This is a genomic window from Mesorhizobium calcicola, assembly GCF_042682105.1.
GTDB classification, from domain to species: Bacteria; Pseudomonadota; Alphaproteobacteria; order Rhizobiales; family Rhizobiaceae; genus Mesorhizobium; species Mesorhizobium calcicola.
The window spans coordinates 1-13,369 of the sequence record NZ_JBHUGY010000013.1; the positions used below are offsets into that span (position 1 = coordinate 1).

Below are 13,369 nucleotides of genomic sequence, written 5' to 3' on the forward strand. Positions count from 1 at the left end.
CACGGCCGCGACGGCGCACGAAGCACGGCAGAGCTTAAAGCCGCTATCGCCTGTCCTCGATGCGGCCGGGGACCAGTCAGCGCGTCCGGAAGCGTGATGAGGGCTGGCATGCTAGCAACTGCGTCCGGCGTTGTGTCGGCGCTGTTGCATCGACTCAGAGACCTGTGACGCGCACATGGCGCTTCGCGCGCGTGCGAAAGGTCGTCGACTATCAGGACATCGCCTATGGCGGCCGACTATCTTGACCGGCTCGACCTGGCTCGTCGCGCTGGACAGCGCCGACATGCTTATGCGCTGTCCATCGCCGCCGCCAAGCATCTCGCCAACGCGCTGTGCTATGACGACATGATCCGCGTCGCCGACCTGAAACACGCGCGACGCGCGACAGGCGCTGTGCGCAAGGAAGTCGGCGTCAAGGACGGCTCGATCCTGCAGGTCACGAATATTTTCATCGCGCATCGAGGAGTTCTGCGGCACGATGCGGCGGGGCTGGGCAGCTATATCGAGAGCCGCGCCCGAAGCTTGCGCTTTCCTCGACCGTCGCATCAACCATGGCCGCCGCATCCGCACGGACAGCTTTGCCGGCTTCGCGGCACTCTGTCATCGGCGGCCTGCGCCGCTGGCGCCGCGGCCCTGCTGCGCCACAGGTCCAGACCGCGCATCTCGATCGCTGGTACGCGCTGGCGCTCGCCCATGCGCCCGAGGACTATGCGCTCGCCGTCGAAATTCTCAATTGCCGCCGGCTGATCAAGGGCTACAGCGACACCCACGTCCGGGCGCAGTCGAAATTCGACCGCGTGCTGTCGGCGCTCCATCTGGTCAAGGGCCGCGCGGATGCCGCCGACTGGATCCGCCGCCTGCGCGAGGCGGCGCTGAAGGACGAGAAGGGCGATATGCTCGACGGCGCGCTGAAGACCGTGGCGACGTTGGGGGACGAGCGTCTGTAACGAGACCTTCCATGCGGGTGCATCCTATGCCCCGGAGCGAAAGGTGTGCTCGATTCCGTTGTCTGCAACACCTTGGGTTGGAGGCCGGCACCGAGGCGCCGGCCCCGCGCATTCTACCAGTGATGCCGGCGATGCCAGACATGGTGCCGATGCCAGGCGTAGAAGGCCGGGCCATGCCAATGGTGGTAACGAGGGTAGACCACCACACGGTTCGGAACGCAGCGTCCCCAGGGATTGGGATGCCAGCCCGGTCCACAGCCCCAGGCGACATGCTCGACCAGCGCCGGCGCGGCTGTTCGATCGAGCGGCGCCATTGGCATCGCCGAGGATGCCGCGGCCGCCGCAACCGTTCCTGTCACGGCAAGAACGGCGGTGAGCGCGTATTTTGTCAGATGATTCATGACCATGCTCCAAAAGTTTCCAATGAAGAAAGACCTGTTCGCACCACACGGGTCCGGCAGGTCCTGCCCTTCTCCTGTTAAACGACGGCGTCGACGCTTTCCGTCGGTCGTCACGGCGATTTTTTTGGCACCGCAAACAGCCGCGGCCCGGCGCGTTTTGTCAGCCCTTCCGCCAGCACGCTGCGACCCTCGGCAGAACTCGCCGCCGCGAACTCGACGATGCGCTGCTCCAGCCGCGTGCGGACTGCGACGTCGGCATTGCGGGCTCGCTCCAGCGCCGCCGACAGGGCCGTCGTGTCCAGAACCGGCTGTTGCAGCAGGTCTGCGGCTTCACGCCTGGCCTGCTGGCCGTCGAGAATGCCCTGTTGGGATTCACGGCGAACGTCGCGCAACGCCTTGCGGAACATCGTGCGATCCTGCTCGGGAAGCCGGCCACCGGCCGCCTCCAGCGAGTAGGGTTGGCCTTTTCCGCTTCTTATCCAGATGGCCCCGCCGGCAAGCGCTCCGGCGAGGAAGACGTTGAGCACCACCGACAGGGTGACAAGGTTGCGGCTCATGTTCATAGGTCTTCCTCGATCGTGTCGCGGTCGGGGCTGGCATTGCCGAACGCCGTCGCATCGGCATCCAGCACATAGTGGTCCGGCTGGACCTCGGGCGTGACGATGCTCACCAGGGCCAGTCCAGCGACAGCGCCGGCCAGACCAATGCCGGCAAGTCCCAGTCCCAGCCACCAGAACCGGCGACGCCGGCGTTGGACGAGGTGCCGGCCGGCGGCCTGCAGGATGGCGCCATGCAGCGCTTTGCCGGGGGTCTCGACGCCATAGCTGTCGAGCAGCCTGTCAAGGGTCCCGGCATGCCGCAGGATGGCCAGGCCTGCCTCGCGTTGAGCAAAGATCGTGCCTGCCATCCGTTCGGCCGCCGGCCATCGTCGCAAGTCACCGCCATAAGCCGCCGCCAAGGCCGCAAAGCGCTTGGCATCCATAGCCGGTTCGTTCCTGGACCCTTCAGCCATGTGTCTCCCCCATCGGTGCAAGGCGCGATGGCCGTTGCGCGGTCAGGCTTGCCCGGTTCTCACTCATTGGCGCCATCCCTGGCCAGGATCGTCTGCAGCGACCGCCGGCCGCGCGAAAGCAGGCTCTCCAGGGCATCGACGCTGATCGCCAAGGTCGTTGCCGCCTCGAGGTTGGACATGTCCTGGTAGTAGACCAGAATGATCGCTTCGCGCTGGCGCGGCGCAATGCCTTGCAATGCCTGTTCGACCCGTTGCGCGTCCTCTTGGCGATGGGCATCGGGAAGCGCCGCGGGATCGACCACATCCGGCACGTCGTCGGTCACCCATTCGCGCCTGCGGCGCAGCCGGTCGTAGCACAAGTTCAACGTCACCCGGTGGATCCAGCTGTCGAAGCGTGCATTGCCGCGCCGCCAGCTCGAGGCATGGCGCCAGATCCGCACAAAGGTTTCCTGCGCGACATCCTCGGCCTCCGCCGCATCGCCGAGCATGCGCACGGCAAGCGCCAGGATGCGCGGCAGCTTGCGCGCGACGAGCGTTTGCACGGCTGCCGGATCGCCGGCGCCGACACGGCGAACCAGCTCCTCGTCCGGATCGGCGCTCATCAGCCGGCGCACTCCCGATGTTCATCGCGCGTCATTGCCTCTTGGTCATTGCTCCGGCTTGGGAGCGGTTTTAAGGCCCGGCAGTTCGTCGCCCGTGAGCACGCCGTCGGCATTCTTGTCCAGCCTGGCAAAGCGCTTGGCGAAGAACGCATCGAGTTCGGCGCGGTCGATGAAGCCGTCATGGTTGGAATCGAGACGTGCAAAGGATTTGCTGGGGTCGCCCTTGACGTTGCGTTTGGCCTGAAAAGCTTCCCATTCCAGCAGGCTGATCTTGCCGTCGCCGTCGGTGTCGGCCGCCATGATCGCCTTTTCCCGCCGCTTCTGGAACTTGGCCAGCGTGATGTCGGATTTTGCCGCCGGGGCAGTCGGTGCGACGGTCGGCGGTGTCGGGGCTGGGGGCGGTGTCGTTGTCTGGGCGAGGGCCGCAGCGGTCTGCAAACCCAAGGCAACGACGATTGTCGAACGGCTGATCATGCTTGGCGTCTCCGGGTTGGCGCGTTGCCGGCGGCCTTGCCGCCATCACGCTTCAACCGTTAAACGCCGCGACGAACGAAATCCGTCGGTCGCCAATGTCGATCCATTCGCGCGGCTGGACGAGCCGCCGGAGCATGATGCCGAAAGTTAGAGGTGGATTCAGATTTCAGGTCGATTCGACCTGAAATCATCCGTCTCTAGTCTGATTGGTCAGCGGCGACCAACTGGTCAGGTTTGAAGCCGGCATGTTGCGGGGTCCACACGTCACCCTCGCGGTTGAACCAATGGCACATAAATATGCCTGAGGCCGCGCCGTCGCTTATGGTCATCTTCGGGCCCCCGGACTTCAGCCTGACGACGTCTCCGGTCTTGAAACTGTTGGGCATTTTCGACCTCCCATGCTGAGGCTCCAAGTTTCACACCAAACCAGGGTCCCGACAATGGCCGATATGCTTCGCCGGACGGCGGCCCGTGGCGCGCCGATCGATCTCCCCGGCCTTAACCCTTCCGTAAATATTTGGCCGCTACTTGAACGGCGATGGCCTCGTGGCGGAGCGGCTACGCTGGAGACGGCAAATCTCTGAAGCCTCGGTTCGATCCCGAGGCGAGGCCTCCAACCTTGCGAAGATGGAATCATCCCTCCAATTTCTCCGGACGCCAGCCGGTTGGTGCCGAAAGGGTTGCGAGAGGACGAAGTCCGTTGCTTCACTGTGGCGGGCTTCAGAACTTCTTGATGGGTGGTACGTTAGAGGATGGCCGAATGATCTTCAGGCTATCCATTTGAACTTGCTTAATTTTACTGGAAAATATGGTGCCGCTTAGGTGACTCGAACACCTGACCCCATCATTACGAATGATGTGCTCTACCAACTGAGCTAAAGCGGCCCGGGAGGCCAAGACCTCCAAGATGGGCTGGGTGATAGACTCAACCGGCCGCGAATTCAAGATGCGACTTGGCAATTCCTGCGGATGTCATGCCGCGTTGACAGTGCCGGAATGGACTTTGCACACCCCGACAAGGCAGAATGCGCCGCTCGCCCGTTGATTGATTGGTCGCCTGCGGCTAACGATCATGGCAAGGTTGGGCAAACGTGCAGAGGGACCCGCTTGGACGCGATCGAAAAAGCGATCCGGAACGCCTTCGAGAAAGGCAACGCCGAGGACCGCGCGTTCCGCGAAAGGGTCTATCGACAGGCTTTTGCCGCGCTCGACCGCGCGCTGAAGGCCAATCCGGACGTGACCGTGGAAACCGCCATCAAGCGCCGCAAGTCGATCCAGGCGAAAATCACCGAAATCGAATCCGAGTACCTGCCGGCGGTGGCGGATGTCGGCCCGCAAGGCGATGCACCGGTGGTCGAGCTTGGCGCGGGCTCCGCTCCCGCGGTCGAAGCCGGCTCACCTCCCGCGGTCGAGACTGGCTCATCGGCGTCATCACCCGCCGTCGACGCGCCGGTGCCATCCGCCTCCGATGCGCCGCGCTCGCGCGTGCTGCCGGTTGTTCCCGACATCATGCCGGACGCCGGCCTTCCCGACGCGCCGGCCATCGACATGTCGGCTCCTGCCTTGGCCGGCGCCGCGACGGAAGTGGCGCCCGATCGCGATGAACGGCGCATAAGGGGGCGTCGGCTGCCGCTGACCGCCATCTTCCTGACCGTGACGCTGCTTGCCGCTGTCGGCATCGGCCTGTTTTTCGCCGTGCAGACCGGCGTGTTCAAGACACAGGCGCAACTCGATACCGCCCCGCCCGAAGCGCCGCCGACCGTCAACGACGACGATTTCACACCCGCCGATGGTGACGCCGGACCGGCAAAGCCCGGTGCCGCGGACCAGTCGCGCGACTGGATCAACGTGTTTTCGCCGACCGACGCGTCGCATGTCAGCGCCCCATCGGATGCCAAGGCCGAGGTGATGAAGGACGATACCGGGTCGTTCCTGCGCATCCGTTCGGGCGCCTCTGGTTCGGCGATCAGCTTCGACGTCGGGCAAGGCGTGCTGGAGAAGCTCGCCGGCAAACATGCCGTGTTCGACATCATTGCCCGCTCCGAAGAGGACAAGGAGACGCAGATGTCCGTCGACTGCAATTTCGGCGAACTGGGCGACTGCGGCCGCAAGCGCTACGCGGTCGGCCAGCAGCAGAACGAATATCTGTTCGACGTGCAGTTTCCCGACAAGCACCCGGGATCGGCCGGCACGATCGCCGTCAATTCCGATTTCGACAAGCAGGGCAAGGCCGCCGACATTTACGAGATCCGCGTCTCGGTCGAACCGTAAGCACATCCGTGCGAGGTGACTTAGCGGTCGAGCAGCGCTTGCAGCGTCTCGATGCGGTCGGCCTCGTTGGCGGGTTTGTCCCAGCGCAGCCGTGAAATGCGGGGAAAGCGCATGGCGACGCCGGATTTATGCCGGGTTGAGCGATTGAGCCCTTCGAAGGCGACTTCCAGCACCAGGCCGTTGTCGCGATCGGCCCGCACCGAGCGCACCGGCCCGAAGCGCTCGACCGTGTTGTCGCGGACATATTTGTCGATCTGCTTCAGCTCTTCGTCGGTGAAGCCGAAATAGGCCTTGCCGACCGGCACCAGTTCCTCCTCGCCTTCCCCGCCGGACCAGACGCCGAACGTATAGTCCGAGTAGAAGCTCGAGCGCTTGCCGTGGCCGCGTTGGGCATACATCAGCACGGCATCCACCGTGTGCGGATCGCGTTTCCATTTGAACCACGGGCCTTTCGGCCGCCCGGCGACATAGGGTGAATCCCAGCGCTTCAGCATCACGCCCTCGATGATCGGATGCGGCGGCGCCCGGCGCAGTGCCTCCAGTGCCTGCCAGTCCGTGAAGTCGACGAAGGGCGAAAGATCGAAACGGCTCGGGTCGAGCGTTCCGACAAAGGTTTCCAGACGGCCGCGCCGCTCGCGAAACGGCAGCGCGCGCAAATCCTCGTCGCGGATCTGCAGCACATCGTAGCAGCGCATGAAGGCCGGATACTGCTGCTGCATCTTCGGCGTCACCGTCTTGCGGTTCAGCCTTTGCTGCAGGTCCGAGAAGGTTCCGGTGGCCTGCCGGGGATCGCCGACGAGCAGTTCGCCGTCCAGCGTCGCGGAAAAATGCATGGCCTCAGTGAGGTCCGGAAAGGCGCCGGAGACATCGTCGCCGGTGCGTGAATAGAGCCGGCGGATGCCGCCTTCGGCGACAGCCTGGACACGGATGCCGTCCCATTTCCATTCGGCCGCATAGTCCGCGGGATCGAGCTTCTCGAGATCGCCGTCGCCGACCGGGTTCGACAGCATCACCGGGCGGAACAACGCCATCGCTGTATTCCTGGGTTTTTCGGCCTTGCCTTCCAGCCACGCGAACAGCGCCGTGTATGGTGGCGACAGCCCATGCCAAAGCTCCTCGATCTCGGTGACGTCGACCTTGCCGAAATCCGCCAGCGCCTGTTTGGCCAGGCGCGCCGACACGCCGATGCGCAGGCCGCCGGTGACCAGCTTGATGATGGCAAAGCGCGCCGAGATGCCGGCGCTGTCGAGCAGCCCTGCCAGCACCTTCGGTCCGTCGGAGCGGCTTGCCGCCTGCAGCCTGGCGACGACCTCGCCAAGCGTCGGCTCGCGGTTCGGGATGTTGCCTGGCGATTGCGGCCAGACCAGCGACACCGTTTCGGCGAGATCGCCGACATAGTCGTAGGAATAGCCGAACAGCACCGGGTCCATGCGCTCGGTGACCAGGGTGCGCAGCATCGCCGGCTTGACCGCGGCTATGTTGAGATCGCCGGTGATGGCAGCCAATGCCAGGCCACGGTCGGGATCCTCGACGCCGCGGAAGTAGTCGACCAACAGCGTTAGCTTGCCGTTGCGCGACGGCGTCAGCACCAGGCGATCGAGAAGTTCGGCGAAGCGGTTCATGACGTGATGAACCTTGCCAACCGGCAAACACAGCGTACATCGGCCACAGGTGCCATCAATCGCCCTCGTCCTCGTAGCCGACCAGATGCATCGGCCGCGCCGCGATGCCTTCGAGCTCGCACCAGCGCACCAGCGCTTCCTCGCGGCCATGCGTCACCCAGATTTCCTCGGCTCCGGTTTCCTTGATGGTGGCGGTCAGTTCGTCCCAGTCGGCGTGGTCCGAGATGATCAGCGGCAGTTCGACGCCGCCTTGCTTGGCACGCTGGCGGATGCGCATCCAGCCCGACGCAAAGCACGAGATCGGATCGGGAAAGCGCCGCGCCCAGCGGTCGGCGAAAGCCGAAGGCGGACCGACCACGATGGCGCCCGCGAAATCTCGGCCGCCGCCCTCCACCGTTGCCGGTTCGAGCGTCCCAAGGTCGATGCCCTGGCCCTGGTAGTATTCGCTGAGCCTGGCCAGCGCGCCATGGATGTAGATCGGCCTGTCGTGGCCGGCGTCGCGCAACAGCCGCATCACACGCTGCGCTTTGCCGAGCGCATAGGCGCCGACCAGATGCGAGCGTTCGGGAAACTGCGCCGCCGATTTCAGCAAGCGGGCGATCTCTTCCGTGTCGGGTGGGTGGCGAAACACCGGCAGGCCGAAAGTTGCCTCGGTGATGAACACATCGCACTGGATAGGTTCGAATGGCGCGCAGGTTGCGTCTTTGCGCCGCTTGTAGTCGCCGGACGCGACGATGCACATGCCCTGGTGCTCGACGGCGATCTGCGCCGAGCCCAGCACGTGGCCGGCTGGATGGAAGCTGACGCTGACGCCGTCGAGAGCGATCGTCTCGCCGAACCGTGCGGCTTGCGTGGCCCCGGCAAAATCCTCGCCATAGCGCAGGCCCATGATGTCGAGCGTCTGCCGTGTCGCCAGCACCGAGCGATGGCCGGAACGCGCATGGTCGGAATGGCCATGCGTGATCAGCGCCCGGTTCACCGGCCGCACCGGGTCTATGAAGAAATCGCCCGGCGGGCAGTAAAGGCCCTCGGGCCGGGGATGAAGCAGGTCTGCGGCGCGCATGATCCCAAGATAGGATATAATTCCGCTGCGGGAAGCCTGTTGTAAGTGACTGCTGACTCCCGCATACAGCACCGCCGGCTCGATCCGCCGGCAGGACCCATCGCCATGAAACCGCTTCAGGCCTCGTCCGGCGACTTGAACGCCGATCGCCGCGCCGATTATGCCGAGATGCTTCATGCGGATGGCGATCATGCGGCGGCGGCGCAATTGCTGCTCGGGGCGCTGGAGCTGTCGCCGCAATGGGCGATGGGCTGGTTCCGCCTCGGCGAAATGCAGCAGGCGGCCGGTGCTCCGGATCTGGCTGCACAGGCATGGACGATGTCGCTGCAACTCGATCCGACGGATCGTCAAGGGGCCGCGCTGAACCTGCAATTGATCGGCAAGGCGCCACGGACCGACGCGCTGCCCAGCGCCTTCGTCGAAACGCTGTTCGACCACTACGCCGCGAGCTTCGATGAATCACTGGTCGACAGGCTGGGGTACCGGCTGCCCGAGTTGCTCGACCAGGCCATTCGAACGGCAAGGCCGGGCCGTTTCCCGCTGGCGCTCGATCTCGGCTGCGGCACCGGGCTGATGGGACAAAGGCTGCGGCCGATCGCCGATCGGCTGGAGGGGTATGACATTTCGGCCAGGATGCTGAAGCAGGCGCGGGCCAAGGGCGTCTACGATTTCCTCGGCAAGGCCGATCTGCGGGGTTTTTCCTATGCCGGCCCGAAAGCCGATCTGGTGACGATGGCCGATGTCTTCATCTATGTCGGTGCGCTCGACGGCGTGGTGAAGACGGTTGCCGACTTGCTGGCCAGGAATGGCCTGTTCGCCTTTTCCGTCGAGAAATTGGCCGGCAACGGCGATTTTGTGCTACAGCAATCGCGCCGCTACGCGCATTCGGAACACTATGTGCGTGAGGTCCTGGCTGCCAACGGGTTTTCGATCCTGTTGCTGGAAACAACCGTGATCCGGCAGGATCGCCGGGAGCCCGTCAACGGGTTGGTCGTTGTGGCAGGCAAGCCGGCAGGTTGAGGCGGCAATCTTCTTTCATCGTCCTTGTGGATATCCATGCTGCGAAAAAGTCTGATTTGCATGCGCGACTGATATTTGCGATCTGGTCGCATCGAGGCGGGATATCAGGAGGAGCATAGTCGATGCGATGGAACATGATTGTCTTGGCATCATGCCTGGTGGCCACCGGCTGCGCAGGCAGTTCCATGGCCGAGCGGCAGGATGCCGACATCCAGTCCTCCCTGCAGTATGACAGCGTGCCCTGCGACCAGTTGCTGGCGCGGCGCAACGGGCTGGCGCAGCAATACAATTTGTCGACGAAGGCCAAGCCGACCTTCTCCAATCCGGCGATGGGCTTCGGCCCATTCACGCCTGATATGCGCTCCAAGGCCAAGCGCGACGCCGACAAGGCGACCGGCGAGATCGATGCCATGAACCGGTCGATCGATCGCCGCGACTGCGGCAAGCCGAACCAGCAGAAGAAGCTGCTGCCTGGCTAGATGGGGCGCCCACCGGCCCGAAATGAAACGTTCGGTGTGCGTCCAAAGGACGCCTGCCCGCTCTAATATCCCGCCTTGCGATCCACCAGATTGTCGAGCTTTTCGCCACGCTCGAAAGCGTCCATCTGGCGCAGCATGATCGGCGCCAGGTGCACGGGGTCGGAGGTCGCCGCGGAGTGCGGCGTCACGAACACTTTTGGATGTCCCCACAGCGGACTGGTCTTCGGCAATGGTTCGACCTCGAACACATCGAGGCTCGCCTCCTTCAGCGTGCCGTCATCCAGCGCCCGCACGATGTCGGCGTCCTTCTGCAGGCGGCCACGTCCGGCATTGATCAGCACCGAGCCGCCGAGACCGTTGCGTTTCCTCAGCTCCTTCAGCACGCCGTAATTGATGATGCCATGGGTGTCTGGCGTCAGCGGCAATAGCACCACCAGGATATCGGTCGCCTTGAGGAATGGGATCAATCCGGCCTCGCCGGAATAGGTCGCGACGCCTTTCATCGGCCGCTCGCTGCGCGACCAGCCATTGACGGCGAAGCCGAGCGACAACAGCACCGAGGCCGCGGCGCGGCCGAGATGGCCGAGCCCCATGATGCCGACCGAAATGTCACTGGCCGGCCGTTGCTGCGGCTCGTGCCAGATCTTCTTCGGCTGCTGCGACCGGTAGAGCAGGCCCTGGCGGTGATGATCGAGCACCCGCCAGACGACATATTCGGTCATGTACTGGGTGAGGTTGTCGGCGACGACCTTGACGATCGGCACGTCGGGCAGGCCTGGGTCGGCGAAGATATGGTCGACGCCGGCGCCGATCGAGAAGATGGCGCGCAGATTGGGCAGCGACGCCAGAATGTTCGGCTTATGCTTCCACACCACCGCATAGGTGATCGAAGGGTCGCTGGCGCCGTCCGGTTCAAGCACCACCTCGCGCTCAGCCGACAAAAGGTCGCGCCAGCGCTGCGGATGAAAGCCGGTGACGGCAAGCAGAATGCGGCCTTTTTCCATCAGTGGAGTTTCCCTGTTATGCGTGCCCGTTGTCCAGGCTATTCGCTGACGATGCCGACCGGCGCCGTCTCTATCTTGAAGGCGGCCGAGATCAGCGCCCGAGTATAGTCCGTTTGTGGATTTCCAAAAATCTGCTCGGACGGACCGGCTTCGACGATCCTGCCATTGCGCATGACGATGACGTCATTGGCCAGCGCCCGGATGACCTTGAGGTCGTGGCTGATGAACAGATAGGCGAGGTCGTGCTTGGCCTGCAGGCCGCGCAAAAGGTCGACGACCTGCGCCTGCACGCTCATGTCGAGCGCCGATGTCGGCTCGTCCAGCATGACGAAGCGCGGGTTGAGCACCATGGCGCGCGCAATGGCGACACGCTGGCGCTGGCCGCCGGAAAACTCGTGCGGGTAGCGGTTACGGGTCGCAGGATCCAGTCCCACTTCCTTCAGCACCTCGGCGACGCGCGCATCGCGCTGGTCGGGCGACAGCTTCGGCTCGTGGATCTTCAGGCCTTCCTCGATGATCTCGGCGATCGACATACGCGGGCTGAGCGAGCCGAACGGATCCTGGAAGACGATCTGCAATTCGCGCCTGAGCGGCCGCATGGCGTTGAAGGACAGCTGGTTGATGTCGCGTCCGTTGAACTGGATGGTCCCGGTCGACGAGATCATGCGCGCCAGCGCCAGGCCGAGCGTCGTCTTGCCCGAGCCGGATTCGCCGACCACGCCGAGCGTCTGGCCGGAGCGTACGGTGACATCGATGCCGTCGACCGCCTTCACATTGTCGACGGTGCGGCGGAAGAAGCCCTGCTTGATCGGAAACCACACCTTGATGTCCTTGCCGGTCATGACAGGCTTGGCCGCGGCGTTGGCGGCCGGCGGCTTGCCCTTCGGCTCGGCGGCCAGCAGATGGCGCGTGTAGGCGTGCTGCGGGTTGGCAAAGATGTCCCTGGTCGGTCCGGTCTCGACGATCTTGCCCTTGGTCATCACGCAGACCCGGTCGGCAATCTTGCGCACGATGCCGAGATCGTGGGTGATGAACAGCATCGACATGCCCTTGCGGCTCTTCAAGCCGGCCAGCAGTTCGAGGATCTGCGCTTGCACGGTGACGTCGAGCGCCGTCGTCGGCTCGTCGGCGATCAGCAGTTCGGGTTCGTTGGCCAGCGCCATGGCGATCATCACGCGCTGGCGTTGGCCGCCGGACAGCTGGTGCGGATAGGCGTCGAGGCGCTTTTGCGGATCGCGGATGCCGACCTCGTTGAGCAGGGCCAGCGTGCGCGCCTTGGCCGGGCGATCGGCCATGCCCTGATGCAGCTTCAGGATCTCGACGATCTGCTGCTCGATCGTGTGCAGCGGATTGAGCGAGGTCATCGGCTCCTGGAAGATCATGGTGATCTTGTTGCCGCGCACCTGCCGCAACTGCTTCTCGCTCATGGCCAGCAGGTCGGTGCCCTGGAACACGATCTTTCCCGATGGGTGGCTGGCGCTGGGATAGGGCAGCAGCTTCAGCACCGACAGCGCCGACACCGATTTGCCGGAGCCGGATTCGCCGACCAGCGCCACCGTCTCGCCCTTGGCGATGTCGAAAGAGACATTGTCGACCGCCAGCGACTGCTGTCCGCCTTGCGCAAAGGCGACGCTGAGGTCGCGAACGGAGAGCAAAGAAGCAGTCATGTATCAATTTCCGCTATGACTTTATCCAGGGCAGAAATCTCCGGTCGTATGATCGAAATTTGTGCTGTCAATTGGGGAGGGACAAGCCGGTTTGGCGTGACAGAATAGGCGTCCTTCAATCTGGTGTCGGCAGTCAGAAATTGCGTGCACCCGAAATGCATCGCCGTCGAAAGGTGAATAGCATCCGGCAGCCTGAGAGAAATGAATTGCGAGCGAAGCTGCGCCGCGTGCCAGAGAACCTCGCGAGTTACCGTCCCGATCGAGACAAAGGCGTTGCCAATCGAGATATTGTCATAGAGCTCAACAAGCGGCTCGTTGCTCTTTTTCAGAGGGTCGACCATCAACTCTGCCAGCACGAGTTCGCTTGTCGCGAGGAAAGGCTGCTTTCTGCCCTCGTTCAGTGAAATGAGCTGAAGCAGTTTTTTTGCCAGAGCATCGTTATTTTCGAAAGCGTAGATGAAAATGTTCGTATCGACATAAAGCCGGAAGGCGGCCATCAATCCTCCCACTCATCGCGGAGGGCACGAACACGCGCAACAGCCTCTTCGAGACTTGTTCCCGCCGCGTTGGCCTGCGCATTCCGCATAAGTTCAAGCAATTGCTTTTGGCCGAGAGGCCGTTTGGCTTCTTCTTCTACCGTCACCTTAACCGAGGCGCTCAAAGCTATACCCTCTCGCAGTTCATCCGGGAGCTTGGATGCAGGGTAATGCTCAAGGATGACCTTATTCACAACTCTGTCCTTCCGCTTGTGATCCGCCACTGACCATGGCCATCAGTCGTTTCGACAATTGATGCATACGCTCATTT

Annotated in this window: 16 protein-coding genes, 1 tRNA gene and 1 pseudogene; 5 read left to right on the forward strand and 13 right to left on the reverse strand. The window is 63.5% G+C overall.

All coding sequences use genetic code 11. From position 1 onward, the window contains the following. Positions 1 to 191: 191 nt before the first annotated feature. Positions 192 to 947 (forward strand): annotated as a pseudogene (locus tag ACFSQT_RS05985) (DUF6537 domain-containing protein); the annotation flags it as partial. A gap of 113 nt (positions 948 to 1,060) precedes the next feature. On the opposite strand, the gene ACFSQT_RS05990 reads toward ACFSQT_RS05985, so the two are convergent. The 5 genes from ACFSQT_RS05990 to ACFSQT_RS06010 all read right to left on the reverse strand — a co-directional run bounded on the left by ACFSQT_RS05990 (position 1,061) and on the right by ACFSQT_RS06010 (position 3,262). Then, positions 1,061 to 1,348 carry a GCG_CRPN prefix-to-repeats domain-containing protein gene (locus ACFSQT_RS05990; protein ID WP_379017466.1) on the reverse strand — a complete coding sequence of 96 codons (288 nt, stop codon included), beginning with the start codon at positions 1,346 to 1,348 and terminating at the stop codon, positions 1,061 to 1,063. Positions 1,349 to 1,458: 110 nt separating this feature from the next. Beyond that, positions 1,459 to 1,905 (reverse strand): periplasmic heavy metal sensor, encoded by a 447-nt coding sequence (locus tag ACFSQT_RS05995; RefSeq protein ID WP_379017468.1) that lies wholly within the window; start codon positions 1,903 to 1,905, stop codon positions 1,459 to 1,461. A gap of 2 nt (positions 1,906 to 1,907) precedes the next feature. After that, positions 1,908 to 2,360: a hypothetical protein gene (locus tag ACFSQT_RS06000; RefSeq protein ID WP_379017469.1), complete on the reverse strand. Its 453-nt coding sequence runs from the start codon at positions 2,358 to 2,360 to the stop codon at positions 1,908 to 1,910. 59 nt (positions 2,361 to 2,419) lie between these two features. Then, positions 2,420 to 2,962, reverse strand: a complete 543-nt coding sequence (locus ACFSQT_RS06005; protein ID WP_379017471.1) for an RNA polymerase sigma factor — start codon at positions 2,960 to 2,962, stop codon at positions 2,420 to 2,422. A 45-nt stretch (positions 2,963 to 3,007) separates the two neighbouring features. After that, positions 3,008 to 3,262 carry an EF-hand domain-containing protein gene (locus ACFSQT_RS06010; RefSeq protein ID WP_379017473.1) on the reverse strand — a complete coding sequence of 85 codons (255 nt, stop codon included), beginning with the start codon at positions 3,260 to 3,262 and terminating at the stop codon, positions 3,008 to 3,010. On the opposite strand from ACFSQT_RS06010, the gene ACFSQT_RS06015 reads away from it, so the two are divergent. After that, on the forward strand, positions 3,261 to 3,587 hold the full coding sequence (locus ACFSQT_RS06015) for a hypothetical protein (protein WP_379017475.1): 327 nt from the start codon (positions 3,261 to 3,263) through the stop codon (positions 3,585 to 3,587). The genes ACFSQT_RS06010 and ACFSQT_RS06015 overlap by 2 nt on opposite strands. A 46-nt stretch (positions 3,588 to 3,633) precedes the next feature. Here ACFSQT_RS06015 and ACFSQT_RS06020 read toward each other — a convergent pair whose 3' ends face one another. Next, positions 3,634 to 3,822 (reverse strand): YodC family protein, encoded by a 189-nt coding sequence (locus ACFSQT_RS06020; RefSeq protein ID WP_379017476.1) that lies wholly within the window; start codon positions 3,820 to 3,822, stop codon positions 3,634 to 3,636. A 423-nt stretch (positions 3,823 to 4,245) separates the two neighbouring features. Next, positions 4,246 to 4,321: transfer RNA gene (locus ACFSQT_RS06025), tRNA-Thr, on the reverse strand. A gap of 222 nt (positions 4,322 to 4,543) precedes the next feature. On the opposite strand from ACFSQT_RS06025, the gene ACFSQT_RS06030 reads away from it, so the two are divergent. Next, the gene (locus ACFSQT_RS06030; protein WP_379017478.1) at positions 4,544 to 5,707 is read left to right on the forward strand and encodes a hypothetical protein; all 1,164 of its coding nucleotides are present in this window, start codon (positions 4,544 to 4,546) and stop codon (positions 5,705 to 5,707) included. Positions 5,708 to 5,727: 20 nt separating this feature from the next. On the opposite strand, the gene ACFSQT_RS06035 is transcribed toward ACFSQT_RS06030, so the two are convergent. After that, positions 5,728 to 7,329 (reverse strand): cisplatin damage response ATP-dependent DNA ligase, encoded by a 1,602-nt coding sequence (locus tag ACFSQT_RS06035; RefSeq protein ID WP_379017480.1) that lies wholly within the window; start codon positions 7,327 to 7,329, stop codon positions 5,728 to 5,730. A gap of 55 nt (positions 7,330 to 7,384) precedes the next feature. After that, entirely contained in the window at positions 7,385 to 8,392 is a 1,008-nt protein-coding gene (locus ACFSQT_RS06040) for a ligase-associated DNA damage response exonuclease (RefSeq protein ID WP_379017482.1), read from the reverse strand. A gap of 105 nt (positions 8,393 to 8,497) precedes the next feature. Between ACFSQT_RS06040 and ACFSQT_RS06045 the strand changes: the two genes are divergently transcribed. Next, entirely contained in the window at positions 8,498 to 9,412 is a 915-nt protein-coding gene (locus ACFSQT_RS06045; protein ID WP_379017483.1) for a class I SAM-dependent DNA methyltransferase, read from the forward strand. 122 nt (positions 9,413 to 9,534) lie between these two features. Beyond that, on the forward strand, positions 9,535 to 9,891 hold the full coding sequence (locus ACFSQT_RS06050) for a hypothetical protein (protein ID WP_379017484.1): 357 nt from the start codon (positions 9,535 to 9,537) through the stop codon (positions 9,889 to 9,891). A gap of 62 nt (positions 9,892 to 9,953) precedes the next feature. Here the strand turns inward: ACFSQT_RS06050 and ACFSQT_RS06055 are convergent, their stop codons facing one another. From ACFSQT_RS06055 to ACFSQT_RS06070, 4 genes are read right to left on the reverse strand one after another with little or no spacing between them, the layout of a single operon-like run. Beyond that, positions 9,954 to 10,895 carry a 2-hydroxyacid dehydrogenase gene (locus ACFSQT_RS06055; protein ID WP_379017486.1) on the reverse strand — a complete coding sequence of 314 codons (942 nt, stop codon included), beginning with the start codon at positions 10,893 to 10,895 and terminating at the stop codon, positions 9,954 to 9,956. Between the two features lie 38 nt (positions 10,896 to 10,933). Continuing rightward, entirely contained in the window at positions 10,934 to 12,562 is a 1,629-nt protein-coding gene (locus tag ACFSQT_RS06060) for an ABC transporter ATP-binding protein (protein ID WP_379017487.1), read from the reverse strand. After that, a complete protein-coding gene (locus ACFSQT_RS06065) occupies positions 12,559 to 13,059 on the reverse strand; it encodes a type II toxin-antitoxin system VapC family toxin (protein WP_379017488.1) in 501 nt (166 codons plus the stop codon). Before ACFSQT_RS06065 ends, ACFSQT_RS06060 begins: the two co-directional genes overlap by 4 nt. After that, a complete protein-coding gene (locus ACFSQT_RS06070) occupies positions 13,059 to 13,292 on the reverse strand; it encodes a hypothetical protein (RefSeq protein WP_379017490.1) in 234 nt (77 codons plus the stop codon). Before ACFSQT_RS06070 ends, ACFSQT_RS06065 begins: the two co-directional genes overlap by 1 nt. Positions 13,293 to 13,369 lie beyond the last annotated feature (77 nt).

What these genes read in the sequence shown, in the direction of transcription:
- ACFSQT_RS06010 (WP_379017473.1), bottom strand. Translation starts at nt 3,262, where the DNA reads ATGGCGGCCGACACCGACGGCGACGGCAAGATCAGCCTGCTGGAATGG.
- ACFSQT_RS06050 (WP_379017484.1), top strand. Translation starts at nt 9,535, where the DNA reads ATGCGATGGAACATGATTGTCTTGGCATCATGCCTGGTGGCCACCGGC.
- ACFSQT_RS05995 (WP_379017468.1), bottom strand. Translation starts at nt 1,905, where the DNA reads ATGAGCCGCAACCTTGTCACCCTGTCGGTGGTGCTCAACGTCTTCCTC.
- ACFSQT_RS06000 (WP_379017469.1), bottom strand. Translation starts at nt 2,360, where the DNA reads ATGGCTGAAGGGTCCAGGAACGAACCGGCTATGGATGCCAAGCGCTTT.
- ACFSQT_RS06035 (WP_379017480.1), bottom strand. Translation starts at nt 7,329, where the DNA reads ATGAACCGCTTCGCCGAACTTCTCGATCGCCTGGTGCTGACGCCGTCG.
- ACFSQT_RS06020 (WP_379017476.1), bottom strand. Translation starts at nt 3,822, where the DNA reads ATGCCCAACAGTTTCAAGACCGGAGACGTCGTCAGGCTGAAGTCCGGG.
- ACFSQT_RS06015 (WP_379017475.1), top strand. Translation starts at nt 3,261, where the DNA reads ATGATCGCCTTTTCCCGCCGCTTCTGGAACTTGGCCAGCGTGATGTCG.
- ACFSQT_RS06055 (WP_379017486.1), bottom strand. Translation starts at nt 10,895, where the DNA reads ATGGAAAAAGGCCGCATTCTGCTTGCCGTCACCGGCTTTCATCCGCAG.
- ACFSQT_RS06065 (WP_379017488.1), bottom strand. Translation starts at nt 13,059, where the DNA reads ATGGCCGCCTTCCGGCTTTATGTCGATACGAACATTTTCATCTACGCT.
- ACFSQT_RS06040 (WP_379017482.1), bottom strand. Translation starts at nt 8,392, where the DNA reads ATGCGCGCCGCAGACCTGCTTCATCCCCGGCCCGAGGGCCTTTACTGC.
- ACFSQT_RS06045 (WP_379017483.1), top strand. Translation starts at nt 8,498, where the DNA reads ATGAAACCGCTTCAGGCCTCGTCCGGCGACTTGAACGCCGATCGCCGC.
- ACFSQT_RS06005 (WP_379017471.1), bottom strand. Translation starts at nt 2,962, where the DNA reads ATGAGCGCCGATCCGGACGAGGAGCTGGTTCGCCGTGTCGGCGCCGGC.
- ACFSQT_RS05990 (WP_379017466.1), bottom strand. Translation starts at nt 1,348, where the DNA reads ATGAATCATCTGACAAAATACGCGCTCACCGCCGTTCTTGCCGTGACA.
- ACFSQT_RS06060 (WP_379017487.1), bottom strand. Translation starts at nt 12,562, where the DNA reads ATGACTGCTTCTTTGCTCTCCGTTCGCGACCTCAGCGTCGCCTTTGCG.